The organism is Dyella sp. NPDC103356, from assembly GCF_055584465.1.
Genome location: NZ_JBVJLZ010000003.1, coordinates 350,709 through 376,982 on the forward strand (window position 1 = coordinate 350,709; position 26,274 = coordinate 376,982).

At 62.8% G+C, this 26,274-nt stretch carries 21 protein-coding genes; 7 read left to right on the forward strand and 14 right to left on the reverse strand.

Annotation, left to right across the window (positions count from 1 at the left end):
• Window positions 1-178: 178 nt before the first annotated feature.
• The 5 genes from ACZ6WW_RS08415 (at window position 179) to ACZ6WW_RS08435 (ending at window position 5,190) form a co-directional block, all read left to right on the forward strand.
• On the forward strand, window positions 179-706 hold the full coding sequence (locus ACZ6WW_RS08415; protein ID WP_465273802.1) for a hypothetical protein: 528 nt from the start codon (window positions 179-181) through the stop codon (window positions 704-706).
• A gap of 75 nt (window positions 707-781) precedes the next feature.
• On the forward strand, window positions 782-1,468 hold the full coding sequence (locus ACZ6WW_RS08420; RefSeq protein WP_465273803.1) for a fumarylacetoacetate hydrolase family protein: 687 nt from the start codon (window positions 782-784) through the stop codon (window positions 1,466-1,468).
• Between the two features lie 139 nt (window positions 1,469-1,607).
• Complete coding sequence (gene mscL, locus ACZ6WW_RS08425) at window positions 1,608-2,015, forward strand: large-conductance mechanosensitive channel protein MscL (protein WP_281850465.1); 408 nt, start codon at window positions 1,608-1,610, stop codon at window positions 2,013-2,015.
• A gap of 150 nt (window positions 2,016-2,165) precedes the next feature.
• On the forward strand, window positions 2,166-3,608 hold the full coding sequence (locus tag ACZ6WW_RS08430; protein WP_465273804.1) for a M20/M25/M40 family metallo-hydrolase: 1,443 nt from the start codon (window positions 2,166-2,168) through the stop codon (window positions 3,606-3,608).
• Window positions 3,609-3,852: 244 nt separating this feature from the next.
• Window positions 3,853-5,190, forward strand: coding sequence for a methyl-accepting chemotaxis protein (locus ACZ6WW_RS08435; RefSeq protein WP_465273805.1), 1,338 nt, complete (start codon window positions 3,853-3,855; stop codon window positions 5,188-5,190).
• A gap of 46 nt (window positions 5,191-5,236) precedes the next feature.
• On the opposite strand, the gene ACZ6WW_RS08440 is transcribed toward ACZ6WW_RS08435, so the two are convergent.
• The 3 genes from ACZ6WW_RS08440 to ACZ6WW_RS08450 form a co-directional block, all read right to left on the reverse strand.
• A complete protein-coding gene (locus ACZ6WW_RS08440; protein WP_465273806.1) occupies window positions 5,237-8,335 on the reverse strand; it encodes an efflux RND transporter permease subunit in 3,099 nt (1,032 codons plus the stop codon).
• A gap of 4 nt (window positions 8,336-8,339) precedes the next feature.
• Window positions 8,340-9,470 (reverse strand): efflux RND transporter periplasmic adaptor subunit, encoded by a 1,131-nt coding sequence (locus ACZ6WW_RS08445; RefSeq protein WP_465273807.1) that lies wholly within the window; start codon window positions 9,468-9,470, stop codon window positions 8,340-8,342.
• A 230-nt stretch (window positions 9,471-9,700) separates the two neighbouring features.
• Window positions 9,701-10,159 (reverse strand): MarR family winged helix-turn-helix transcriptional regulator, encoded by a 459-nt coding sequence (locus ACZ6WW_RS08450; protein ID WP_465273808.1) that lies wholly within the window; start codon window positions 10,157-10,159, stop codon window positions 9,701-9,703.
• Between the two features lie 72 nt (window positions 10,160-10,231).
• On the opposite strand from ACZ6WW_RS08450, the gene ACZ6WW_RS08455 reads away from it, so the two are divergent.
• The gene (locus ACZ6WW_RS08455) at window positions 10,232-10,759 is read left to right on the forward strand and encodes an O-acetyl-ADP-ribose deacetylase (RefSeq protein WP_465273809.1); all 528 of its coding nucleotides are present in this window, start codon (window positions 10,232-10,234) and stop codon (window positions 10,757-10,759) included.
• Here the strand turns inward: ACZ6WW_RS08455 and ACZ6WW_RS08460 are convergent.
• The 11 genes from ACZ6WW_RS08460 to ACZ6WW_RS08510 form a co-directional block, all read right to left on the reverse strand.
• Entirely contained in the window at window positions 10,750-12,462 is a 1,713-nt protein-coding gene (locus tag ACZ6WW_RS08460) for a BatD family protein (protein ID WP_465273810.1), read from the reverse strand. The genes ACZ6WW_RS08455 and ACZ6WW_RS08460 overlap by 10 nt on opposite strands.
• Window positions 12,459-14,360, reverse strand: coding sequence for a VWA domain-containing protein (locus ACZ6WW_RS08465; RefSeq protein WP_465273811.1), 1,902 nt, complete (start codon window positions 14,358-14,360; stop codon window positions 12,459-12,461). Before ACZ6WW_RS08465 ends, ACZ6WW_RS08460 begins: the two co-directional genes overlap by 4 nt.
• A complete protein-coding gene (locus ACZ6WW_RS08470) occupies window positions 14,357-15,340 on the reverse strand; it encodes a VWA domain-containing protein (protein ID WP_465273812.1) in 984 nt (327 codons plus the stop codon). The genes ACZ6WW_RS08465 and ACZ6WW_RS08470 overlap by 4 nt, the downstream gene beginning before the upstream one ends.
• Complete coding sequence (locus tag ACZ6WW_RS08475; protein WP_465273813.1) at window positions 15,333-15,845, reverse strand: DUF4381 domain-containing protein; 513 nt, start codon at window positions 15,843-15,845, stop codon at window positions 15,333-15,335. Before ACZ6WW_RS08475 ends, ACZ6WW_RS08470 begins: the two co-directional genes overlap by 8 nt.
• Complete coding sequence (locus tag ACZ6WW_RS08480) at window positions 15,842-16,780, reverse strand: DUF58 domain-containing protein (RefSeq protein ID WP_465273814.1); 939 nt, start codon at window positions 16,778-16,780, stop codon at window positions 15,842-15,844. The genes ACZ6WW_RS08475 and ACZ6WW_RS08480 overlap by 4 nt, the downstream gene beginning before the upstream one ends.
• The gene (locus tag ACZ6WW_RS08485) at window positions 16,777-17,772 is read right to left on the reverse strand and encodes an AAA family ATPase (protein WP_281850477.1); all 996 of its coding nucleotides are present in this window, start codon (window positions 17,770-17,772) and stop codon (window positions 16,777-16,779) included. The genes ACZ6WW_RS08480 and ACZ6WW_RS08485 overlap by 4 nt, the downstream gene beginning before the upstream one ends.
• A gap of 442 nt (window positions 17,773-18,214) precedes the next feature.
• A complete protein-coding gene (gene pilQ, locus ACZ6WW_RS08490; protein ID WP_465273815.1) occupies window positions 18,215-20,368 on the reverse strand; it encodes a type IV pilus secretin PilQ in 2,154 nt (717 codons plus the stop codon).
• A 56-nt stretch (window positions 20,369-20,424) separates the two neighbouring features.
• Window positions 20,425-20,958 carry a pilus assembly protein PilP gene (locus ACZ6WW_RS08495; RefSeq protein ID WP_281850479.1) on the reverse strand — a complete coding sequence of 178 codons (534 nt, stop codon included), beginning with the start codon at window positions 20,956-20,958 and terminating at the stop codon, window positions 20,425-20,427.
• Window positions 20,955-21,659 carry a type IV pilus inner membrane component PilO gene (locus tag ACZ6WW_RS08500; protein ID WP_465273816.1) on the reverse strand — a complete coding sequence of 235 codons (705 nt, stop codon included), beginning with the start codon at window positions 21,657-21,659 and terminating at the stop codon, window positions 20,955-20,957. The genes ACZ6WW_RS08495 and ACZ6WW_RS08500 overlap by 4 nt, the downstream gene beginning before the upstream one ends.
• Complete coding sequence (locus ACZ6WW_RS08505) at window positions 21,656-22,387, reverse strand: PilN domain-containing protein (RefSeq protein WP_465273817.1); 732 nt, start codon at window positions 22,385-22,387, stop codon at window positions 21,656-21,658. Before ACZ6WW_RS08505 ends, ACZ6WW_RS08500 begins: the two co-directional genes overlap by 4 nt.
• Window positions 22,387-23,445: a pilus assembly protein PilM gene (locus ACZ6WW_RS08510; RefSeq protein ID WP_465273818.1), complete on the reverse strand. Its 1,059-nt coding sequence runs from the start codon at window positions 23,443-23,445 to the stop codon at window positions 22,387-22,389. The genes ACZ6WW_RS08505 and ACZ6WW_RS08510 overlap by 1 nt, the downstream gene beginning before the upstream one ends.
• A 246-nt stretch (window positions 23,446-23,691) precedes the next feature.
• Between ACZ6WW_RS08510 and ACZ6WW_RS08515 the strand changes: the two genes are divergently transcribed.
• Window positions 23,692-26,211 (forward strand): penicillin-binding protein 1A, encoded by a 2,520-nt coding sequence (locus ACZ6WW_RS08515; RefSeq protein WP_465273819.1) that lies wholly within the window; start codon window positions 23,692-23,694, stop codon window positions 26,209-26,211.
• Window positions 26,212-26,274: the final 63 nt, after the last annotated feature.

The window sequence follows — 26,274 nt, forward strand, 5'->3', positions numbered from 1 at the left end:
GAAGTTTTACCTGCTACGACGTCAGGTATCAAAAGACATGACAGCTAATTTCCAGCTTGACTGTCTCATCGTAAGCGACTGACCTGGTCGATTGGCCTAGCCGGAATCGAACGAAGTGGCCCTATGCAAGCCACGCGGCGCCTGACCAAGATCGGACGTCCCACACTGGAGAACTCCGATGTTGCGTGCGCTATGGCCTGTGACGCTGATGGCCCTCGTGGCCTGCTCGGGGTATGCGGGCGACATTCATGCCACCACGCCCTCTCGTTCATGCACAGACGCAGCTCACCATGAGTTCGACTTCTGGCTTGGTGATTGGGACACCTTTCGCATCGGCAAAACCAGCACCGCGTCGGTCGCGCGTAACCAGGTGACCTCGATTCTCGGTGGCTGCGTGTTGCATGAGGTGTATACACGCACCGACGGCTATACCGGAGAAAGCTTCACCATCTATGACAGTGCACGCAAGCGCTGGCACCAGAGCTGGGTTTCCAACGAAGGCGAGTTGCTGGTGGCCGAAGGCACACGGCAAGGAAAGCAGATCGTGCTCAGCGGCAGCACCATCGACGACAAGGGCGAAACGCTGCACCACGTGAGCTGGGAAGAAGTCGGTGACGGCGTACGCGAAACCGCCATCCAATCACGGGACGGCGGCAAGACATGGCAGCCGGATTTCGACATTGTTTTTCGCAAGCGCCAACCTTAGATGTCAGCACGTTCATAGCTGGATTGCTTTGTAATCAGGGCTCCCGACCGGTCCGGAACTGCTAATCTTTCGGCCATGAACTATGCCATCGCCCCCAGCCCGACCGTCAGCCTGCCCATCCATGGCAGCGAACAGCGTTTTCCGATCCGTCGCGTGTTCTGTATCGGCCGTAATTACGCCGATCACGCCCGCGAGATGGGCGCGACCATCGACAAGGAAACGCCAATGTTCTTCTGCAAGCCCGCCGACGCCGTGGTAACCGATGGCGGCCCGGTGCCCTACCCGCAGGCCACCTCCGACCTGCACCACGAGGTGGAAATGGTGGTTGCCCTGGGTAGTGGCGGCAAGGACATAGCGGCCGACCAGGCCCAGGCGCTGATCTGGGGCTATGGCGTGGGCCTGGACCTGACCCGACGCGACCTGCAGGCGGTGGCCAAGGCCAAGAGCCATCCTTGGGACGTGGCCAAGGGATTCGACCATTCGGCCCCTGTTTCGGCGCTGGTACCGGCCGCGCAGGCCAAACTGGACGCCGACACGGTGCTGCGATTGACCATCAATGGCAGCGTGCGCCAGCAGGCAACGCTCGGTGACATGGTGCATAACGTGGGCGAGATCATCGCCGCGCTGTCCAAGCTGTTCGAACTGAAAGCCGGCGATCTGATCTTCACCGGCACCCCTGCCGGCGTCGCTGCGCTGCAGCGTGGTGACAGCTTTCATGCCGAGCTGGAAGGCATTGCCACGCTCGACGGCAAGGTTGTCTAGGCGACACGGCAAGATCTTGCCGGTCGGTGTCGAGCCGACCGGTGTAGCCACGATCGTTCTTCACCATTCCTTGCTCGCCACCTGCCCACCCCTGCGCTAAAGTCGTTCGCGTTATCCGACCAATAACGAGGGAAAGCACATGGGCATGCTGCAAGAGTTCAAGACTTTCGCCATGCGCGGAAACGTCATCGACCTGGCGGTCGGTGTCGTGATCGGCGGCGCATTCGGCAAGATCGTCACCTCGCTTGTCGACCAGATCATCATGCCGCCGATCGGCTGGATCACCGGAGGCATCGATTTCTCGGACCTGAAGTGGGTCATCCGCCCGGCCGACACCAGCAATCCGGCACACAAGGTCGCCGAGGTCGCCGTGCAGTACGGCGCCTTCATCAATACGTTGATCCAGTTCGTGATCATCGCCTTCGCGATCTTTCTCGTGGTCAAGTTCATCAATCGCGTCACTCGCCGCGAAGAAGTGGCTGCTCCGCCGGCTGCCGATGTCGTGCTGTTGACCGAGATTCGCGATTTGCTCAAGCAGAAGAGCTAGTAGTGAGTGATCCGGAGTGAGAAGAGAGAGTGAGCCTGCCCTGCTCTTTTCTCACTCCTTTCAACTCGTTTGTCGCCCTATCCATGACTTCCGGCCTAAGCGGCCAAACCCCACGGCGCGATAATCGCTGTTTCCACCGAGGGGTCCCCAATGCGCAGTCTTCGTTTGAGTTTGCTTACCGCCAGCCTGTTGCTGGCTACCGGCGTAGCCGGTGCCGCCACGAAGAATACCGTCATTCCCGCCAGCGCCGTGCAGACGGTCACCCAGTTGCGCGACAAGGCGATGGCCGATGACACCGGCTACAAGATCGTCGAATCCCTGACCACCGAAGTCGGTCCGCGCCTGGCCGGCAGCCCGGCCGATCAGCGTGGCCGCGAATGGGCGATCGCCAAGTTCAAGGAACTGGGTTTCGACAAGGTCTATACCGAGACGGTCACCTACCCGCTATGGGAGCGTCACAGCGAGCACGCCGCGATCGTTGCGCCGTTCCCTCAGCCGCTGTCGCTGATCGCGCTCGGCTACTCGGCCGGTACGCCCAAGGGCGGCCTGACTGCCGACGTGGTCAAGTTCGACAGCCTCGATGCACTCAAGAAGGCCGACCCTGCGTCGGTAAAGGGCAAGATTGTCTATATCGGCTATCGCATGCACCGCCAGAAGGATGGCCACGACTACGGCATGGGCTCGGCCGTGCGTACGCAGGGCCCGGTGATCGCATCCAAGCTCGGCGCCGCAGCTTATCTGTTGCGCTCGGCCGGTACCGACGAGCATAGCCGTACGCCGCACACCGGCGTCACTGGATTTACCGATCCGAAAGATGCGATTCCCGCCGCTGCACTGTCCAACCCCGATGCCGACCAGCTCGAGCGGATTCTTGGCTATGGCAAGCCGGTGAGCGTCAAACTCGATCTCGACGTGGGTTTCAACGGCAGCTACACCGGCGCGAACGTGATCGGCGAGATCACCGGCAAGAAGTATCCCGACCAGGTTGTCGCCATCGGCGGGCATCTGGACTCCTGGGATCCGGGCACCGGCGCGATCGACGACGGCGCGGGCGTAGCCATTGCCATGGCGGCGGGCAAGCTGATTCACGATCTGCCGCAGCGCCCCGACCGCACGATCCGCGTGATTGCGTTCGCCAACGAGGAAATGGGCTTGTGGGGCGGTCGCGCCTATGCCGATAAGCATGCTGCCGAAGCGGGCAAGCACCAGCTCGGTACCGAGTCCGATTTCGGCTCGGGCAAGGTGTGGCGCATGAGTGCGAGCGTCAAGCCCGAAGCACGCGGCGCGATCGAGCAGATCGCCAAGGTGCTTCAACCCATCGGCGTAGCGTATGACACCAAGCGCCCGGGTGGCGGCGGCTCGGATCTGTCGCAGATGCACGGCAAGGGCATGGCCGCGCTCTCGCTGACCCAGGACGGCACGTACTACTTCGACTACCACCACAACGCCAACGACACGCTGGACAAGATCGATCCGCGCGAGCTGGCGCAGAACGTCGCCGTGTATGCCGCCTTCTCATATATGGCTGCGCAGGCGGAAGGTGACTTCGGCTCCGCGCCCGGCGCATTCGCAAAGGACGGCGCTGAAGACTGAGCACTGTATGCAGTGAATACAAAAGGAGGCCTTTGGCCTCCTTTTTTTTGCGCCTGCACAAAAAATGTGCGGTACGCCTCATTAACGTCCGGGCGCACTTAAGCGGGTGACAACCCTGGTCGATACAAGGAAACGAACGGTTGGTTTTTTGCCAACCGTACGACCTGAGGCCACAGGGGGCCGATGGGTTACAGAGAATCTCACGCTATCTGTTGCCACTTCGGGGACCGTTATGAAACAGCTCATGGCAAGGTTTTATCCGCGCGCACGGCATCGTCATTCGCGCGCGCAGTTGCAGAGCCAGATCGATGCATTACATAAAGCGCAGGCGATCATCGAATTCACGCTCGACGGCACGATCGTCGCGGCGAACGACAACTTCCTGGACGCCCTCGGCTACACCCGCGATGAAATCATCGGCCAGCATCACCGGATGTTTGTCGAATCTGCGCAGCGCGATAGCGAGGAGTATCTGGCGTTCTGGCGCAAACTCGGCGCGGGCGAATCGCAAAGCGGCGTCTACAAACGCGTCGCCAAAGGCGGCCGTGAGGTGTGGATCCAAGGCAGCTATAGCGCAATTTTCGATGCATTCGGCCGGCCCGCCAAAGTCATCAAGCATGCGATCGACGTGACTGAGGAACGCCTGAAAGCCGCGGATATGGAAGGCCGCCTGGCGGCGATCGATCGGGCGCAGGCGGTGATCAGTTTCGATCTGGACGGCATCATTCTCGATGCAAACGATAATTTTCTCGCTGCGCTCGGTTATCGGCGTGAGGACGTCATCGGACGACACCACCGGCTTTTTGTCGACCCCGACGAACGCGAAAGCGAAGCCTATTGCCAGTTCTGGCAACGCTTGCGGCAAGGTGAGTACAACGCCGGACTGTTCCGGCGCGTTCGTCGCGGCGGAGGCAGCGTCTGGATTCAGGCGAGTTACAACCCGATCTTCGACATGGATGGACGGCCATTCAAGGTGGTGAAATACGCCACCGACGTCACCGAGCAAACGCGTGCCGTGCAAGCTTTGCAGAGCGCGCTGGGCTCCTTGTCCGATACGGTTCCCGCCATCGCCGGGCAAGCCCAGAGCGCCAACCGGCTGGCGCACGAGGCCAGCAGCAGCGCCAGCACCGGCGGCTCGATGGTCGATCAGTTGGTCGATACCATCAGCCACATCAATCAGCGCGCACAAAGCATGGCCGAGATCATCGGCGTGATGGATTCCATCGCGTTCCAGACCAATATCCTGGCGATCAATGCTGCCGTGGAAGCGGCGCATGCGGGCGAACAAGGCAAGGGATTCGGCGTGGTCGCGCAGGAAGTGCGCGCGCTGGCTCAACGCAGCGCGCAGTCGGCCAAGGAAATACGCGATCTGGTGCAGAACGCGATCGATTCGCTGGCCGATGGCAGCCAACGCGCTCGCCAGGCCGGAGACGCCATGCATGCGATTGTCGCTTCGGCGGCCGAGGTGAACCAGCGCGTTGCGCAGATCGCCGACGCGGCGCACTCGCAGGCCAGTGGCATTGCGCAGGTCACGCTGGCAATCGACCAACTACGCGCTGGCGCGCCAGCAGGCGCGAGATGATCCACTAAGGCATGCTTGCCTCGGTAGCGGCAAGCATGCTTTCGACCTAGTGCGCGGCCCCGATCGTCACGCCCTTCTTCCTCGACAAACGCGTCTGCAACCGATCCAGATACAGATAGATCACCGGCGTCAGGTACAGCGTCAGGATCTGCGATACCAACAAGCCGCCCACTACCGCCAGACCGAGCGGTCGGCGTGTCTCCGCACCCGCACCGATGCCCATCGCGATCGGCAACGTACCGGCAAACGCCGCCATCGTCGTCATCATGATCGGGCGGAATCGCACGCGGCAGGCTTCGAAGATCGCATCGGCCGGTGAAATATCGCCATGCGACTGACGCTCCAGCGCAAAGTCGATCATCATGATCGCGTTCTTTTTCACGATGCCGATCAGCATCACGATGCCGACGAAGGCGAACAAGTCGAGCGATGCGTGAAAGATCACCAACGTAAGCAGCGCACCCACGGCAGCGGCCGGCAAGCCCGAAAGAATCGTCAAGGGGTGGATAAAACTTTCGTACAAAATACCCAGCACCAGATAGATCACGAACACCGCCAGCAGAAGCAGCAGGCCCATGCCCTGCATCGAATCCTGGAACGCCTGCGCGGTGCCCTGCACGCTGCCGGTGATGGTAGCTGGCAGCCCCATCTTGACCATCGCGCCGTCGATCTCGCCGACCGCTTCGCTGAGGCTGACGCCGGGCGCGAGATTGAACGATACCGTCACCGCCGGTAGCTGGCCCTGATGGTTGACGGTCAGCACCTGCGGTTTGCGCTGGAAGCTGGCGACGGTGTTGAGCGGAATCAGCTTGCCGGTGTTGGACGTGACATAGAGCTTGGCCAACACATCGGCATTGTTCTGCATCGGGCGGTCCACCTGCAGAATCACCCAGTACTGCGTCGCCGTGCCGTAGATCGTCGAAATCTGGTTCTCGCCGAACGCCGTACCCAGCGCGAGCTGCACCTGCGCCATGGTCAGGCCCAGCGGCGCAAGACGATCGCGATTGACGCTCACGAAAATCGACGGGCTGTTGAGATCCAGGTCGTTGGTGACGTCCTGGAAACCCGGTAATTCAGCGAATGCGGAGGTGACCTTGCCGGCCCAGCCATAAAGCTCGTCCAGGTCGCCCGATTGCAATGTGTACTGATATTGCGCCTTGGACTGGCGGCCACCGACCTGGATCGACGGAGGATTCTGCAGGTAAGCACGAATGCCCACGATCTTGGCGAACTTGCGCCGCAGCTCCTGGATGATGCCGTCGGGGTCGAGCTCACGCTCGCTGGCCGGCTTGAGCTTGAGCAGCATCGAGCCGTTGTTGATCGTGGCCCGCGAGCCGCCCGCGCCCACCGAGGACATGTAGGCCTCGATATTCGGATCCTTGCCGACGATATCGGCAAGCACCTGCTGGCGCGCGACCATTTCGTCGAACGAGACGTCTTCCGGGCCTTCGGTGTTGATGCGCAACTGCCCGCTGTCGCCGGCCGGGATGAAGTCCTTGGGCGTGATATAGAACAGCAAACCGGTCACGCCCAGGCTTATCACGAAACCGAGCATCACCATCCGCGGGCGATTCATGCACCAGCGCAGCGAGCTCGTATAACCGTTGGTAACGGCGTTGAAGCCACGGTCGAAGCCGGCGATCAGCCAGTTTTTCTTGGTGTGGTCGTGCGCCTTGATAAAACGGCTGCACAGCATCGGCGTCAGGGTGATCGCGATAAAACCCGACAGCCCGATGGCGACGCTGATGGTGACGGCGAACTCGTGGAACAGGCGACCGATGATGCCGCCCATGAACATCACCGGTATAAACACCGCCACCAGCGACAAGGTCATCGAGAAAATGGTGAAACCGATTTCGGTCGCGCCTTTCACCGCAGCCTCGTAAGGCTGCTCGCCCGCCTCCATATGGCGGATCACGTTTTCCAGCATCACGATCGCGTCGTCGACCACGAAACCGACCGCAAGCGTCAATGACAGCAGCGAAAGATTGTCGAGGCTGTAACCCAGGGCGTACATGATGCCAAACGTACCGACGACCGAAATCGGCAGGGCCAGCGCCGGCACGAGCGTGGCCGACAGATTGCCCAGGAACAGATAGATCACCAGCACGACCAGCACGCCGGCCAACAGCAGGGTGAATTGCACGTCATCGACCGAAGCGCGGATCGAATCGGAGCGATCGTACAGCGTGGCCAGCTTGACCGAGGGTGGCAGGCCTGCGGTAAAGCCGGGCAGCAGCTCCTTGATGCGGTCGACTGTTTCGACCGTATTGGCGCCGGGCTGGCGCTGGATCGCCAGCGTGACGGCACGCTCGCCATTGAACCAGCTCGCGGTCTGGTCGCTCTGCACGCTGTCATAGGCGCGACCGACATCGCCCAGGCGCACCGGCGCACCGTTGCGGTAGGCGACGACGATGTCGTTATACGGCAACGCACGCATCAGCTGGCCATCGTTGCGGATCGGCAACTGCTGGCGGTTGCCGTAAAGCGAGCCCGTTGCCTGATTGGTATTGGCGTTGGCGATAGCCGTCTGTACTTCATCGATACCGATGCCCGCCGAAGCAAGGCGATCAGGATTGACGTCGATGCGCACGGCATATTTCTGCGAGCCGTACACGCTCACCTGCGCCACGCCATCGACCATCGACAGACGCTGCGCCAGCTGCGTTTCGGCGTATTCGTCGATCTGCGACATCGGCAGGGTCGCGGATGTCATCGCCAGATAAAGGATGGGCGCATCAGCCGGGTTCACCTTGCGGAAGGTGGGCGGCGTGGGCATGTCCGTGGGCAGCTGGCGCTGTGCTGCCGAGATCGCCGATTGCACATCCTGTGCGGCGCCATCGATGCTGCGATCCAGCTCGAAGGTCAGCGTGATCGAGGTGGTCCCGAGCGCACTGGTCGAATTCATCGAGCTGATGCCGGCGATCGTCGACAGCTGCGCTTCGAGCGGGGTCGCGACTGCCGACGCCATGGTCTCGGGCGCGGCACCCGGCAGGCTGGCCGAAATACTGATGGTCGGAAAGTCGACGTTGGGTAATTCGTTGACCGGCAGTCGCGGGTACGCCGCGACACCGAACACCACCAGCGCCGCCATCAGCAGCGTGGTCATGACCGGTCGACGGATGCACAGTTCGGGCAGATTCATCGCGTCAGCTGTCCTTGGCGACCTGCACCGTGGCGCCATCCACCAACAGCATCTGACCGTCGATCACCACGGTTTCGCCTGCGCTTACGCCCTTGTCGATCACCGCATGCTGACCGCTGATCGTGCCGGTGGTGATATAGCGCTGCTGTACCTTGTTATCGGCTCCGACGATGAAAACGAAGCTACCCTTGGAGGAGCTTTGCAACGCTTCCACCGGCACGCTGACCACATTGCTCAAATGCGTCGTCGGCAGGTTCACCTGGACGAACTGCCCCGGCGTCAATTGCAGATCGTGATTCTCGAAACGTCCCTTGAGCACGATCGTGCCGGTGGTCGTATCGACCGCGTTGTCGACGAAATCCATCTTGCCTTGCAAGGGCACCGTCTTGTCGCCCGGGACCTGCGCCTGCACCGGCACGTCCCCGCGCAACATGCCCGCGCGCACCGCGGCGAGCGCATCTTCGGGGATATTGAAGGCCACGCGCACCGGCTCGATCTGGTTGAGCACCACGATATTCGTGCTGTTTGCGGAGAGCTGCGCGCCGGGCCATACCAGCGGCGAACCGGCCACCGCATCGAATGGCGCGACGATCCGTGTGTAATCGAGCTGGGTCTGAGCGAGCTCGGCCGCCGCCTGATCGCTCTGCAAGGTGGCCTTGGCGACCCCCAGGTTGGCTTTGAACGTATCGAAATCGGAGCGCGAGACGAAGTTCTTGGCCAGCAGGTCGGTATAACGGCTCAAGTCCGCCTGTGCCTTGACCAACTGGGCCTGATCGCGCGCCACCATGCCGCGCGCCTGATCGAGCTGGGCCTTGAGCAGGCTGGGATCGATCTGTACCAGCAAGTCGCCCTTACGCACATGTGCGCCCGGCGCAAAGGCCAGTTGCTGCAGCTGACCGGAAACGCGCGGCTGCAAGGTCACCGTCGACCAGGCCTCGACCCGGCCCACTACCTTGATCGACAGGTCGAGATCGCCCTGGACGGCACGGGCGACCTTGACCGGCACCGCCTGCGCGGCCTTGACACCGGCATGGGAATCGCTCTTTCCCGCCCCCTTACCGCTGCGGACGAAATGAAAACCCAGCGCGCAAACCGCCACGACCGCCAGGATCAACGCAAATTTTTTCCAGGGCATGAGAACTTGGCTTCGCAGGCCCGATAAGGCCGTTAATCGGAAAGAATGCAATGAGTTGATTACAACGCATCAATTCACTTTTCGTGCACATCTAAGTGCTGGAAAAACCAGACTATGCCGGTAAAAAAGCGACTATTGACCGGGACTAATGGCACTGGTTCGAGGCACCCGTTTCCGTCAGCCCCGCGTCAGTCTGGCGCAAATTCCTTACGATCGTCTGCAGAAGCGATCTAGTTATCGTCAGCCGGAGCGGGCTGGTCCAGCGCCTGCAGGTTTTCCTTGATCCGGTTGATCACTGCCATGCATTGCTCCATTTCCTCCAACGCGATGCCCTGCGTGGCATCCCGGCGCAGGCCACGTGCGATGTCTTCCATATCGGCAATCACGGCACGCGCCTGCTCGGTGGGGTAAAGACGCCACGCTCGCCGGTCTTTCGGGTCCGGACGCCGCTCGACGAAGCCGGCTGTCTGCAGGCGATCGATGACGCGCCCTACGGCGATGGGTTCCATTTCCAGATATTCGGCCAGCTCGGTCTGACGCAGACCCTCACGGTGATAGAGCATCTTGGTCGCCCGCCATTGCGCACGGGTCAGACCGAATTTCACGGCACGACGATCAAAGTGCTTGCGAAATAGCAAGGTCACGTCGTTGAGCAGGTAGCCGAAGGAAATATCTTCCGTTTTCGCCATGCAATCGATATCTCAGGTCAGTTCATGGGCCACAGCCCAAGCATAGGCTGGTGGCCGGGAGGATGCACATCCATGTTTATGGACATCGTTATAGCCGACATTACTCAACTGGAGGTCGATGCCATCGTCAACGCCGCCAATCCGGGCCTGCTTGGCGGGGGCGGTGTGGATGGCGCCATTCATCGCGCCGCCGGCCCGGCACTGCTCGAAGCCTGTCGTCGTATCCCGGAAGTGGCGCCCGGCATTCGGTGCCCTACCGGCGAGGTGCGCATGACGCCGGGCTTCAACTTGCCGGCTCGCCATGTCATTCATGCCGTCGGCCCCATCTGGCAAGGCGGCGGCCAGGGCGAGGCGGATGCCCTGGCCAGCTGTTATCGCCGGAGCATCGCACTGGCGCGCGAAGTCGGCCTTACCTCGATCGCCTTCCCGGCGATCAGTTGTGGCGTCTACGGCTACCCACCCCACCGGGCGGCACGGGTCGCGCTGTCGGCCGTACACGGCCTGAGCGACGAACCGCCGATCAGCGTCACCCTGTGTTGCTTCGACGCACGCATGGCAACCGTATGGCGCGCGGTCCAGGCCGACGCGCTTCAGTCCTGAGGGGATGGGCGCTTGTCATCGCCATGCACGTCGAATGGGTAAAGCGAGGGCAAGCCATTCGTGGATGACTGTGGCGCCAACGTTTTCCAGACAAAACCGCGACTAAAACAGGTTGCCAATTCCGCGGCGGAATTCGTCGTTCCATGGGCTGCATAGCGACGCCGTTGCAGCGCGGCAATCGCTTCACGCTGTGCGGCCGAGTCCAGTTCGTCAGCCAAGTCGCCAAGGTTCTGCAACGCAGGACGCTCGGCCTTGGCCCAGGCCATCAGGGCATGCGCCTGTTTCGCGGCATCGCCGCCCTGGGCTGTGGCGATAAACGCCGCGCGAAGCTGACGCGGCGTGGTAAGCGCCTTGTTTGCCCGGGCGCTCGCCTCGGAAGCGACAGCACGACGACGCAACCACCAGATCAGCATGCTCAGCAGCCACAAGGCGAGACTCGCCAGCGCAATCCAACGCCAAGGCACGCCAGTCGTCGGAGAAGCCGTTTTATCGACGACTGCCGCAACTGGAGCAGTCGACCTCACCGATGACGCCGCGGCCGGCTGTGCCACCGCCGGCAACACCGTAAAGCGCCGCTCCGGCAATCGCGCGACTTCGGGCTGGCCGGTAAGCACATTCCACCAATGAACGGTAATTTCCGGGATCACCAGCGTGCCGGGCCGACTGGGGATAATCGCGAAGCTCTGCTGACGACGACCGACCAGCGACGTGCCATCGGAACGGGTGCCATTGAGCGGCTTGTCCGGATAGACGTTGGCGCCATCGATCGGCGGCAGGCTCGGAGCGGGGAGCGAGTCGTACGAGGCCCCCGTCGCCTGCAGCAGCATGGTCAGATTGAGTGGCTGCCCGACATGCATGTCGCCGCCATCAGGAAGGCCTTCGGCAGTGAGCTTGAGATCGCGCACCGGAAGCCAGGTCTGCTTGTCGGCATTGTCGGGAACGCCCAATACGTTCACCGTCACCGACGGTGTCGATGCAGCGACCGGCTGCGAGTTGGGAAAGAAGGTGTCCGGGTCGTTCATATCGACCGACTCGCCCTGAAACTGCACGGGCGGTATCACCAACTTGCCGGCACGCTGCGGAACCAGCGCATAGCGCCGCTCGATCACGTGATAGTGCCGCCCGCCCTGGTCGGCCTCGTAATTGAGATCGTTGCCCAGGCGTTGAAAACCCGCCCCATCGGCCTGCGGGTCATCCAGTGCACCGGCACTCAGGCTCGTAGCAAAGTAAAGGCGAAGCACATACTGCAACTGCTGCCCGACATAGCCTTTGGCCGGCTCGACGGATGCTTCCAGATAGACGTTTTTACGGTTGCTGGGGGCCGCTACCGGATCGGGCTCATCGACCTCGAGCTGGATCGGCGAGGTGTACTGGCTACCGACACGCAGCGCCGGAATCGTCAAATCGCCGGCATGTTTCGGCCGCAAGACCAGACCGATCGTCAATTCCGCTTCCGGATGGCCGTTGACAAGGCTCAAGCTGGCGTGAGTCGACGAGTTCAGTACATCGAAGTCCGACACCAGCTGGTCGAAATCGACCGACTGCGGGGCGGAGATGCCCGGGATGCGGATATTGAGCGTAACGATCTCACCTAGCTGTACGCGATCGTGGTCCAGAGTGGCCTGTATGGACGCGGCCCATGTCGGCAAGGAAAGCGCCAGCAGGAACAGGCCGCAGAGCCACGTGCGAAGCGTCCTTTTCACTGTTGCTCATCCTCCGTGGAGGCGCCGTGGCGCTCCCGGTATTCCAGTTCGAACTTGCGCCGCAGCAGCGCGCCGGGATCGTCCGGTACGCGTTGCATCGCGCGACGCAGGTCGGCGGGCATTTTCGCTTGCGGATCGTCGTCGGCAACCGCACCCAGATCGTGGCTCTTCGGTGCATCGGGCTTGCGCTCGCCCTTGTCTTGCAGGCTTTTGTCCATCTGCTGCTTCAAGGCCTGGCGTGCCTGTTCTTCGCGTGCCTGCTGTTCGGCCTTTTCCTTTGCCGTCTCCGGCTTGGTTTCGCCTTGGCCGGCAGCGTTCTGCTCGGGCTTGTCCTTGGGCTGGTCCTTGCCCGAGGTACCGCCGTGCTCGGCATCCTGTCCCTGATCCTGTTGCGATTCACCCTGCTGCTGTTTCTGCTTCGACTCGGAAGACTTGTCGTCGCCCTTCGATGACGATGGCTGTTCCTGGTTCTTGTTGTCCCCTGCGGCAGGCTTGCTCGACTTGTCCTTGTCCGGTTGCTGCTGATTCTGCGGTGGCTGTTTGCGCAACCATGCTTCGACCGCATCACGGTTGGCTTTGGCGTCCGCATGCGAGGCATCGAGCTTGAGGGCGCGATCATAAGCGTCGATCGCGTCCTGATATTTTCCGTTGCGGGCAAGCGCATTGCCCAGGTTGTACTGGCCATCGGCACCGGACGCGTCTTTCCAGGCATCGGCCGCCGCAGCGTAGTCGCCATCCCGATAGGCGGCCGCACCGCGCCACGCAGGATCCTTTGCGACCTGCCGTGCCTGCTTCGCCTGGCCCTGCTGCAAGGCCTGCGCAGCCTGCTGATCCGGGCGACGCCAGAGATCGTCCCAGCCGTGCGCCTGTGCATTGCCCGGCAGCAGCGGCACGCAGAGCAAAGGCAGCACCATCAGCCAGCCCCGGCGGAACAGCAAGGCGGCGATCGGCAGTAGCAGCAAGAGCAGCCACGGCCCCCGGTCCTGCCACGTATCGCCAGAAAGACCATCGGCAAGAATCGGCGCATGATCCACCTTGAGCTCGCCGCTCAATGCGCGGACATCCGCATCGCCGTCGCTCATGACGACATAGCGTCCACCGCCGGCCGCGGCCAGTGCGCCGAGCTGTGCGTCGTCGCGCCTGGCCATATCCATATTGCCCTGGGCATCGCGCACGAAGCCGCCCTCGGCCTGCTCCATGGGGCCGCCTTGCGGCGTGCCGAAGCCCAGCACCGATACATCGACGCCTGCATTGTGTGCACGGCGGGCGGCAGCCAGTGCCGATGCATCGGCCTGATCGGTCATCAGCACGAGCGACCCGCCTCTGACCTTCGCCCGCTGGATCATCTCTACCGCTCGATCGATCGCCTGAGCGGCGTTATTGCCGTCGACGGGCATCGTGTCGGGGGACAGCGCGGCGAGCAGGTCGGTCAAGCTGTGCTCATCGGTAGTCAGCGGCGCAACGGTGAAGGCTTCGCCGGCATAAGCGACCAGTCCGTTCAGGCCCTGCCGGTTTGCGTTCAGCAAATCCTGCGCCTTGTAACGCGCGCGTTCGAGCCGGCTCGGCGTGACGTCGCGCACCAGCATATGCTGCGACAGGGAAATCGCCACGACCTGTGCGGCACGATTGGCAAACAAGGGCTCGGCCATGCGGTTCCAGGTCGGCCCGGCCATGGCCAGCATGCATAGACTCCACGCGGCCGCACCAAGGCCGATCGGCAGCGTACGCCGGCTTGCCTGTCCACTCAGGAGATGCGGCAGCAATTGGGGATCGGCCAGTCGCGAGAGTGCCTGCCGCGCCGGGTCGCGCAGGGCAAACGGCACGAACAACGGCAAGGCCAGCAGGCCCAGCAGCCACAGCGGCTGTAGAAAATGAAACTGTCGCAACGCTTCCATCATGCCGACACCCTCGGTGGCGACAACAGCCGAGGCAGCACGGCGAGGATGCCCAGCAGTAGTGCGGCAAGCAATGGCCAGCGAAACCGCTCGTGGCGCGGTCGCAGACTCGGCCCCTGCTGGGGCATGGGTTCCAACGCATCGATCGCGCGATAGGCATCGGTCAGTGCGCGCGTGTCGGTCGCACGGAAGTAGCGCCCCCCGGTTCCATCGGCAATAGAGCGCAACATGTCCTCGTCCAGATCGGCCGATGGATTGATCACGCGCGATCCGAAGAAATCCGGCACGCTCATCTGCGTCGCACCGATGCCGATGGTGTAGACACGGACACCGACCGCCTTGGCCGCGCGCGCGGCTTCGACCGGCGCGATGCTGCCGGCGTTGTTTACGCCATCGGTCAACAGAACCAGGACGCGAGCCTGCTCCGGTAACGCCGCGAGACGTTTTGTCGCGACGGCGATGGCATCGCCGATGGCCGTTTCGGTACCGGCAAGACCGACACGCGCGCCTTCGAGTTGTGCGCGCACGGCACCGAGATCGTAGGTCAGAGGTGTCACCAGGAATGCGTTGCTACCGAACAGCACCAGGCCCAGTTCATCACCGCTGCGACGAGAAATGAAATCGCCGGCGATCGCCTCGACCGCGCCGAAACGACTGACCGAATGGCCCGCGAGCCTCATGTCATCGGTGCGCATGCTGCCGGAAAGATCCACAGCCAGCATCATGGCGCGCCCGCTGTGTTGCTGCGCTTGCGGCGGCCCGATCCACTGCGGTCGCATCGCGGCAACCACCAGGCAGATCCAGGCCAGCGCAAACAACACCATCCGGCCACGTTGCGGCAATTGCATTGATGTGCTGGCGAGCTGAAGCCCGGGATAAGGCAGGCGCATCGCCTGACCAATGCCGGCCGCACGCAGGGCAAGCCGCAACAGCCACGGCAACGGCAGCACCAGCGCAACCCATGGCCAGGCGAACTCAGACATGCCGTGGCTCCCTTCGCGCGTGCTCGACACCGCGCTTGCGCAACGCGCGCGCCAGCCATCGATGCATGGCGGCGGTGACGGCAGTCTCGTCCAGTGCCGCGCCGGGGCGATACATCGCCGCATCCAGGCTCATCAGCCGATCCAGCGTCGTGTCGTCGACCGCTACCTGCGCCAATGCGGCGCGCCAGGCTGCACCGCGTGCATGCACGCTATGAGCGTCGTACAGGCGCACGGTCTGGCGCAACAGGCGATGCATGCCGGCGGCAAAGGCTGCCGCGTCACCAGCATGGCGGGCCGCAACGTCGTCGATCTGGGCCAGTATCTGCCGGTGGCTCTTGCGTCGACGGCTACTTTGGCGCCACCACCAGACGCCTAGCAAAAGGACCAGCAGGACCAGCACAGCCAGCCCCCACCAGCCAGGCGCAAGCGGCCACCACGACGGCGATGGCGGCAGATGGATATCGCGAAGCTGCGGACCTTCCGGCGCCTGCTGCAACGTCATCATGCGGCCCTCTTGCCCGGGCCCAGCATGGCAACGACAGCATCGAAGGGGTCGGCCGTCGTATCCACCGTGCGACAACGCAGACCGAGCGTACGAGCCAGTTGGCTCAGGCGTGCCTGACCCAGGCCAAGTTTGTTCTGAAATTCGCGTTGTTGCCGCTCGGCTTCGAGCACCACTTCGATGCGCTTGCCGTCGTACTCCAGCGGATAGCGCCCCGTGGGCGCCAGCGTCGACTCGAGCGGATCGGCAACGACCAGCATGCCGACTTCGGCGTAGCGAGCCAGGTCGAGCAGGCGTCCTCGTAACTCGACATCACCGTGCCAGCCGTCGCTGATAATCAACACGCGGCTTGCGCCATGACTCAATCGACGCGCGCGCACCAACGCATCCGTCAACGATTCTTCGCCTGTCCCTTCGGCGCCACGCCGATCCCACTCGGCCAAGGCACCGCAGACCGCCAAAGCGCCACGCGGACCGCCCTGCGGCCTCAACATCTGTTCGCCTTGTCCGAAGCTTATCGCCCCCACGCGGTCGCCACCGCGTATCGCATACCACGCGGCCAAGGCTGCGGCGCGCGCCGCCTGTACCGACTTAAAGCGCACACGCGTGCCGAAATGCATGCAGGCATTGTTGTCGATCAGGATCAACAACCGCCCCTCGCGCTCTTCCTGAAAAAGCTTGGTATGCAGCTTGCCGCTGCGGGCGGTCAGCCGCCAGTCGAGCCGGCGTACATCATCGCCGGGCTGATAGATACGCGACTCGGCGTAGTCCATGCCGCGTCCGTGCAGACGGCTCGATTGCTGACCCGATCGCGACGTGCGCGTTTCCTGCCTCGGCACGGCGAGTTTGGCGACGCGCGCGCGCATCGCGATCAATTCGGCCAGCGACACGCTGACGCGTCCGTCGCCATCGATGCGTTGCGACACCACGGCACTCACGGTAGCGGCACGAGATCCAGGAGGCGCGCGATCACCCGATCGCTGCGTATACCTTCGGCTTCGGCCTCGTAGCTCAGCAAGATGCGATGTCGCAGTACTTCGTGCGCGATCGCATGCACGTCTTCGGGCAGCACATAGTCGCGCCCGGCCAGCCAGGCACGGGCACGGGCGCACCGGTCCAGCGCAATGGTGGCGCGCGGGCTGCCGCCCCACGCGATCCATCGCTTCAGTTCGGGGCCATAGCGGCCCGCATCGCGCGACGCCAGCACCAGCTGCGTGATGTATTCCTCGAGTGCCGGCGCCATGTGCACGGCCAATACGGCATCGCGTGCGGCAAAGACGTCCGACTGGCTGAGCGTAGCCACGCGCGCGGACTGCGGATGCAGGCTGCGCTGAGCCTGTTCACGCGCAAGCCGAAGGATGGCAAGTTCCGCTGCGGCGTCGGGGTAGCCGATCGTCACGTGCATGACGAAGCGATCGAGCTGTGCTTCGGGCAAGGCGAACGTGCCCTCTTGCTCGATCGGATTCTGGGTCGCCATGACCATGAACAATTCGGGCAGGCGCCAAGTGCTGCGGCCGACCGTGATCTGCCGCTCGGCCATCGCCTCCAGCAAGGCGGACTGCACCTTGGCCGGCGCACGATTGATTTCGTCGGCCAGCACGATGTTGTGAAAGAGCGGGCCCCGCTCGAACTCGAAGCTGCCCGCCTGCGGGCGAAAAATGTCCGTACCGGTGAGATCGGCCGGCAACAGATCCGGCGTGAACTGCACGCGGTGAAAATCCGCATCGATAAAGCCGGCCAGCGCCTTCACCGCCGTGGTTTTTGCCAGCCCGGGCGCCCCCTCGACCAGCAAATGCCCATCCGCCAACAGAGCCACCAGCAGGCATTCGATCAGATGCGGCTGCCCGATGATGCTTTGCTGCAACTCGTCGCGAAGCTGGGCAAACGCTTGTTGCAACTGGGAAACAGGGCGAACTTGCGGCATATCCATCAGCGTTTTCCGATACGTTTTGTGCGGTTAAGGGTGTGCTGAACAAGTCTACGCAGGCGTCACCGGCACTGTCTGTTCGCAGGGCGCAGGCACGTCGGCGAAGGCAGACTCGCCGTCTGTCGAGGCGACGGGCCGAAGGCCTGCGGACAGACAGTACCGGCCCCAACGTATTGAATAAAGGTGATGGGGTGATGTCCAGAAGGTCCCCAGCTTGCGCCGCACGGCTTGGCAAGACGGCCAGTCTTCCCCGCGCCGTGCAGCACAAGCTGGGGACCTTCTGGGCATCATGACGCCTGCGTAGACTTGTTCAGCACACCCTTAAGACCACATCACATTTAGGAAGTTTAGCGCTGTATGCCGTAGGTCATGGCTAAACGCCTCGGTGATAACAAAAAAGGCGGCCCGTGGCCGCCTTTTCTGACTTACTAGCGTAGTTAACGCGTTATTGCAGGCTATCGCTCAGGATACGCGGCGTCACGAAGATCAGCAGCTCAGCCTTGTCGTTCTCGCGCTTGGTATTGCGGAACAGCACGCCAAGCCCCGGGATATCGCCCAGTCCAGGCACCTTGGTGACGGTGTTCTGTTTGGTGATTTCATAGATACCGCCGAGCACGACCGTCTGACCGTTGTCGACCAGCACCGAGGTGTTGATTTCGCGCGTATCGATCTGCGGCACCTGACCACTGCCGGGCACGGTGATGAACTGGTTCAGCGCGTCCTTCTTCACATTGATCGTGAGGTAGACGCGGTTGTCGGCGGTGATGGTCGGCGTGACCTTCAGCTCCAGCACGGCGTCCTTGAACTGCACCGTTGCCGTACCGCTGCCGGCAGCACCGGACGAGCTGTTCTGATAGGTGACGTAACCGATTTCCGTACCCTGGCGGATGACCGCTTCCTGCTGGTTGGCGGTAATCACACGCGGGCTGGAAACCACCTCGCCCCGGCCTTCGAGCTGTGCGGCCGAGAGCTCCAGATCCAGCGCGTAATTCTTGCCGAGCAGAGCGAAACCGAACGTGCCGCCCTGGGTGCTCGAGGGCAGGTTGACGTTGAGCGGACTCAGCGTCGTCTGACCACCGCTGGTCGTCGGCGGGGTCAGCGTGCCGCCCACACCGATCTGCTGGCCGCTGGGATTCGTGCGGATCGCCGAGGCACCGAACTTCGCACCCAGCTCGCGGGTGAAGTTGTCGGTCGCCACCACGATGCGCGATTCGATCAGCACCTGCTGCACCGGCTTGTCCAGCACGGCGATAACATCACGCAGCTCACGGATCTTCTGCGGCGTGTCGTTGATCAGCAGCGTGTTCGTACGCTCGTCGAACGACACGCTGCCGCGCGAGGAAAGGAAGCCGCGACTGCTGTTGCTCGAGCCACCACCGGCACCGGCGCCACCCTGCCCCTGCAGGCTGTTCTGGGTCAGCAGCTTGGCGATGTCCTTTGCCTTGCCATAGCTGATCGGCACGTAGTCGGTGACCAGCTCGGCATTGTCTTCCGCCTTCAGGCGGGCGTCGGCGACATCCTGCTCGTACTTGGCAAGCTCGGCCTGCGGCGCGATCCAGATGACGTTGCCGTTGCGGCGCTTGTCCAGGCCCTTGGCACGCAACACGACGTCCAGTGCCTGGTCCCACGGCACGTTGACCAGACGCAGCGTGACGCTGCCGCCAACCGTATCGGAAGCGACCAGGTTCAGCTGCGAAATATCAGCCAGCAGCTGCAGTACCGAACGGGTCGGGATGTCCTGGAAGTTGAAGGTCACGCGGCTGCCGTTGTAGGCCGGCTCCTGGCCACGCGCCAGCTTGGCCTCGGCCTTGGGATCTTTCTTCTTCGGCGCGATCTCGACCACATACTGGTCGGCGGTCTGATAGGCCGACGTATCGATATCGCCCTTTACCGCGATTTCCAGTCGTGCGCCGCCAGCGGTGCCGCCCTTGCTGGTGATCGACTGCACCGGAGTGGCGAAATCGAGCACGTCCAGGCGCTGCGCCAGGTTCGAGGGCAGATTCACATGGCTCAGGTTGACGACGACCTTGTCGCCTTCCTTCTTCATGTCCGCGTTCGCGCCATTGCCGTTGAAGTTGATCAGCACACGGCCTTCGCCGTTCGGTCCGCGACGGAAATCGATATTGGAGACCGCCGCGCCCGCCGATGCGGACGGCAGGGCCTTGGATGGGTCGATGGTGGCCGCCGTGGTGGTCGTCTGCGAATCGGTACCGTTGCTGATGACCAGCGACAGGCTGTTGCCGTCGACGTGCGTGCGATAGGAAGACTCGCGCTGCAGCTCGATGATGACGCGCGTGCGGCCACCGGCAGCGATCGCCGACACACCGTTGGTCGTGCCCTTGCCGATATCGAGATGTCGCGGCGCGGCATTGTCGGTATCGGCAAAATCGATCGCGATACGCGGCGGGTTGCCGGTCGTGAAGATCTTCGGCTCGGGCACCGGCCCCTGCGAGAAGTTCAGGTGCAGCTCGACACGCCCGCCAGGCAAGGTGTCGTAGCTGATGTCTTTGAGCGTGGTGCTCGCTGCGGCCGCGGTGCTCGCCCAGGCGGCACCGAGAATCAGCAGACCAACACTCAGGCAACGGCTCGCTTGGCGCATGACACGATTCCGCACAGGTTTGATGTGATAAGTCATTGGATCAGCCCCTGTATCTCTTATTTCTCGCCAAGCGCGATGCTGGCCGGACGTTCCATCCAGCCACCATTTCCGTTGGAGACCAGTTCCACCAGATCGATGTGGTCCTCGCTGATTGCGGTGACCCGACCGTAGCTCTGGCCCATGTGTTCGTTGCGGTGTACGCGATGGATCACGCCGGTGGGATCTTTCACCAGCACTTCCATCGAAGCGCCGCCCCCCACCGTGCCAACCATCTTCAAACTGTCGAGCGCGAACATTTCCAACGGTTCCTTGGCGCGGTTTTCATCCGGACGCGGACCGCTGTTGGCGGGCTGCAGTTCGGCCGCACTCGGGCTGAAGGGATCGCGATTGCTCTGGTCGCTATAGGTGAACGTTTCGAAGGTCTTGATGACCGGCAGCGGCGGAATCGGCGCACCTTTCTTGGCCTTTTCCTGGGCAACCCATTCACGCAGATCCGAATCGCTACTGCAGGCGCTCAAGGTCAAAGCCACACCCAGCAGCAAACTCATGCGCATGACCGGCACCCGCTTGATGGCAGAGAAGATCATCATTTCTGCCCCCCGGCGGCCTTGGTCGGCGCCTTGCCATTGGCCAGCGCGTTCTTTGCCTTGGCGTCTGCGGTTTCGTCGTCTTCAAGATAACGGTATGTCTTGACCGTGCCTTGCAGCACCAGCTGACCGTTGCTCGATACGGCCGTCGCGCTGGGCTTGCTGCCGCTGGCGGCCCCCTTGGGCGTCAAGGACACATCGTGCAAGGTCAAGATCACCACGCGCGGCAGCGATGCCACGCCGCTGATGAAGGTGCCGAACTGGTGGTAGGTACCCACCATGCGCAACGTGATCGGCTTTTCTGCGTAGAAGTCCTTCGGCGTCTCGGCACCGGGCTGGAACAACTCGGTTTCCAGGCCCGCCGACAGGGCCGTTTGCGAAATATCGATCAGCAGTTCCGGCATCTCGGTCTTGCTGGGTAGCTGGCGCAGCAACTGGCGCAGCATGTCCTGCATCTCGTCGAGCTGCTGTTGCAGCGCTTCGAGATTGACCGCCTTGGCCTGCTTCTGCGAGAACTCCTGGCGCAGCTGCTGTTCCTTGCCGGTCAGCTGGGTCATCTGGTCCTGCTGGTCGCTGATGAACAGATACCAGCCGAGCAGGACGATCACCGCAAAAACCAGCACGGTGAAGAAAATCTTGATCGATTGCGGCCAACCGCCAATGTTGTTGCGGTCAAGGCTGCGCAGGTCATCGATGAACTTCATGCCTTGCCTCCCGCAGGTTGGGCGGCAGCCGGTTTGGCAGCGGTCGCGGGTTTGGCGGGTGCCGCCGCAGGTGCGGCTGCCGGCGCCATCGCAGCGGCGGGAACCGGTGGCTTGGCGGCCGGCGCGGCCGAGGTACTGGCTGCAGCGGGCATGATCGGGGTCTTGTCCGGATCCTGGTCATCCGACTTGGGGCGGCTCAAGGCCACGTCCAGGCCGAAGGTGTACGGCATGCGCGAATCGCCGTGGGTGTTTTCGGTCTTGCGCAGATCGGCGTGTCCCATCCACGGCGACGACTCGATATTGCGCATGTATTCGGCGACGCTCGCATTGGACTGGGCGACGCCTTCGAGCGTCATCGAATCGCCGCTCTGCTTGAGGCCACCCAGGCGCGCACTGGCCGGAATGGTCTTCACCAGCTCGTCGAACAGATGCACCATCTGCGAACGGTTGGCCTGAAGCTGTTCGATGATCTGTTTGCGTGCCAGCAGGCGCTCGCGAACCTTTTCCAGATCCTTGATCTTGGCGATGCGCTCATCGAGCTGCTTGATCTCGCCCTGAAGATACGTATTGCGAGCGGTCTGGTTGTCGATGCGCATGTTCATCACCGTCGCCCAGACGCCAACGCACAGCAACGCGATGACGAACGCCGCGCCGAGCTGCATGAAGAACTCGCGCTCTCGCTGCTTGCGGCGCTCGATGCGCCACGGAAGGAGGTTGATATGTGCCATCAGTCAAAGCTCCTCAACGCGAGACCGACGGCGATCATCAGGGCCGGAGCATCCTGCGCCAGCGACTGCGCCTGCACGCGCGGCGACAGCGACATGCGCGCAAGCGGATTGGCGACGATGCACGACACGCCCAGTTGATCTTCGAGCATGGGACCTAAGCCGTCGATCGAAGCACAGCCGCCGGCCAGCACGACCTGATCGACCTTGCTGTACTCGCTGCCGGCAAAGAAGAACTGCAGCAGACGGCTGATCTGCTGAATCAGCGACTCCTTGAACGGCTCCAGCGCCTCGCTCTCGTACGAGTCGGGCAGGCCGCCCTTGCGCTTGGCGCGACCGGCCTCCTCATAGGAAAGACCGTAGCGGCGCATGATTTCATCGGTCAGCTGCTTGCCACCGAAGACCTGTTCGCGCGAATAGATGGTGCGCTGATTGCGCAGCACCGACAGCGTGGTCATGGTGGCGCCGATATCGACCACGGCGACCAGCGCGTCGCGACCGACATTGAGCTGGTCGGCCAGCATGGCGAAGGCGTTTTCCATTGCGAAGGCTTCGACGTCGATCACCTTGGCGGCCAGGCCGCCCAGATCCAGCGCGGCCACGCGCATGTCGACGTTCTCGGTACGCGAGGCGGCCAGCAGCACGTTATTCATTTCGGGGTTGTCACGTACCGGGCCGAGCACCTCGAAATCGAGGCTGACTTCGTCGATCGGATACGGGATGTACTGGTTGGCCTCGACCTGGATCTGGCCTTCCAGATCGTCGTCGCTCAACTCGCTCGACATCGGGATGATGCGGGTGATGACCGCCGACCCCGCGACTGCCGCCGAAGCGTGCTTGAGCTTGGAGCCGGAACGCGCCAGCGCGCGGCGGATCGCTTCGCCCACCGCCTCGACCTCGACGATGTTCTTTTCGACCACGGCATTGGGGGGCAACGGCTCGACCGCGTAATGTTCCACGCGATAGCGGTTACCGGCCTGACTTAGCTGCAGCAGCTTAACGGCGGTCGAACTGATGTCGACGCCAATAAGCGGCGGCTTCTTGGGTGTAAAGAGCCCCACGATTTTCCCCCTTGCCCCTGAACGCCCCGTCTTGTGTGGCGGGTACGCTCTTGCATTAAATCCAAAAATTAACGTAATGGCAACGGCCTACGGCAACTTTCTCGACTCTATGGCGTGACGCCATCCACACTTGAGCGAAGTTAACCGATGGCTCGTTTTTTGCTCTGTGGGCCGCTGCTCATGGTGCGAATACTGCAACATCTATACTCTGTCGTGTTTTGACTCAGGTCTCGCAAACTCCACACCATGCGAATAATTAAGCGATTGCTGCGCTGGGCATTGATCCTGGCTTTCACCGGATTACTGCTGGCCGTAGCCGCAGTCGGCGTGGCTTACTGGCTGATCGCCCCCCGCCTCCCCTCCGTGGCCGTCCTCAAGGACTACCACATGCAGGTGCCGCTCAAGGTACTGACCGCGGATGGCAAGCTGATTGCGACTTTTGGCGAAACCCGGCGTATCCCGGTGGCCATCGCCAACGTGCCGGACCGGCTCAAGCATGCCGTCCTGGCGGCCGAGGACGCCGAGTTCTATAAGCATCCGGGCGTCGACTGGCACGGTATCGCCCGTGCCGGCTGGCATGTGGTCACGTCCGGCGGCGACAAAGGCCCCGGCGGCTCGACCATCACCCAGCAGGTGGCGCGCAACTTCTTCCTGAGCCCGGAAAAGCTCTATTCGCGCAAGCTGACCGAGATTTTCATCGCTTTGCGCATGGAGAACGAGCTGACCAAGGACCAGATCCTGGAGCTCTATCTCAACAAGATGTTCCTGGGCCACCGCTCCTACGGCGTGGCGGCTGCCGCGGCTTATTACTATGGCAAGTCGCTCGACCAGCTGACCATCGCCCAGTGCGCCATGATCGCCTCGACCTTCCAGCTGCCCTCGGTGGTCAACCCGATCAATAGCCCCAAGCGCGGCCTGGGCCGCCGCAACTGGGTGCTGGGCCAGATGCTGGAAAACCACTACATCACCAAGGCGGAGCACGATCAGGCCGTCGCCGAGCCCAACGACGCCTTCCCGCACGAGCAACCGATCGAGGTCGACGCCCCCTACCTGGCCGAGATGGTGCGCCTGCAGGCCATCGAACGCCTGGGCAACGACGCGCTGACCGAGGGTTATGTGGTCAAGACCACGGTGGTCAGCTCACGCCAGCAACAGGCCGTCAACGCGGTACGCGCCGGCCTGGTCGTCTACGACCAGCGCCATGGCTGGCGCGGCCCCGAGGGCCATCAGGAGCTCGCCCCCGATGCCTCGCATGACGACTACGACCGCGTGCTGTCGAGCTATACCGATATTTCCGGCATGCAGCCGGGCATCGTCACCGACGTTTCGGCCAATGAAGCCTCTGTTTATCTGGGCACGCGCGAGCCGGTGAAGCTGGGCATGGACGCGGTCCGCTGGGCGCGCCCCTACATCAGCGATAGTCGTGTTGGCGCCGCCCCCAAGGACGTTGCCGAGGTATTGAAGCGGGGCGACATCGTGCGCCTGTCGCGCAACGACAAGGGCGAGTGGCAGCTCACTCAGATCCCCAAGGCCCAGGCCGCGCTGGCCTCGGTCAATCCCGAAGATGGCGCCGTCCAGGCGATTGTCGGCGGCTTCAACTTCCTGCGCAGCAAGTTCAATCGCGCGGTGATGGCGGCACGCCAGCCAGGCTCCAGCTTCAAGCCGTACATCTATTCGGCGGCCTTCGAACGCGGCTTCAACCCGGCATCGATCGTCAACGACGCGCCGATCTCCCTGCCGGACCCCTCGCGACCCGGCGGCGTCTGGACCCCGTCCAACGATGACGACAAGTTCGACGGTCCGATCCGTCTGCGCGAAGCCTTGGTCAAATCGAAGAACCTGGTATCGGTGCGCCTGCTCGATGCCATCGGCGTGCGCTACGCGCGCGACTACGTCACCCGCTTCGGCTTTGCGCTGGATGCACTGCCCGCCAATCTCTCGATGGCGCTGGGCACGGCCTCCGTCTCGCCGATGAGCATGGCCCGCGGCTATAGCGTCTTCGCCAACGGCGGCTATCTGATCACGCCGTACTTCATCAGCGAGATCGACGATCGCGACGGCAAGGCGGTCTATCTGGCCAACCCGGCGCGCGCCTGCCGCACCTGCCAGGAACGCCTGCTGGACACCCGCCCGATCGGCCCGCCGCCGCCCGATACGCCCGCCACCAATGGCGCGACCGTCGCCAGCGCCTCCAGCAGCGAGACCCCGAGCGCCTCGGCCAGCACCGGTGTGGTGCTGCCGGCCGATGCGCACGAAGGCAACAAGCCGCCCGTGCTGGCCCCGGAAGTGATCGATGTCCGCAACGACTACCTGATCACCTCGCTGATGAAGGACGTGGTGATTCGAGGCACGGGCGCTGCGGTGAAGGTCCTGGGCCGTGACGACCTGGCCGGCAAGACCGGCTCGACCAACGACCATCGCGACGCGTGGTTCGCCGGCTTCAATGGCGATCTCGTCACGACGGTATGGGTCGGTTTTGACGACTTCTCGTCGCTGGGCCGCGGAGAATTCGGCGCCAAGGCCGCATTACCGATCTGGATCGACTACATGGGCGCCGCCCTGAAGGACCAGCCCTCGACCACCTTGCCGATGCCGCCCGGCATCAGTACGGTACAGATCAACCGCTCCAGCGGCTTGCCTTCGGACCCAGGCGACCCCAACAGCATGCCTGAAATGTTCAAGGTGGAAGATGTAGACCGCCTGCGCCAGCAGGCCCAGCAACAGAAGGAGGATCCGGACCAGCAACACGCGTACGACATTTTCTGACGCTCAAAAGGTACGGACCCGAAGTTGCCTGCCCTGCGAAGGCAGGCAACCTTGGCATCCAAG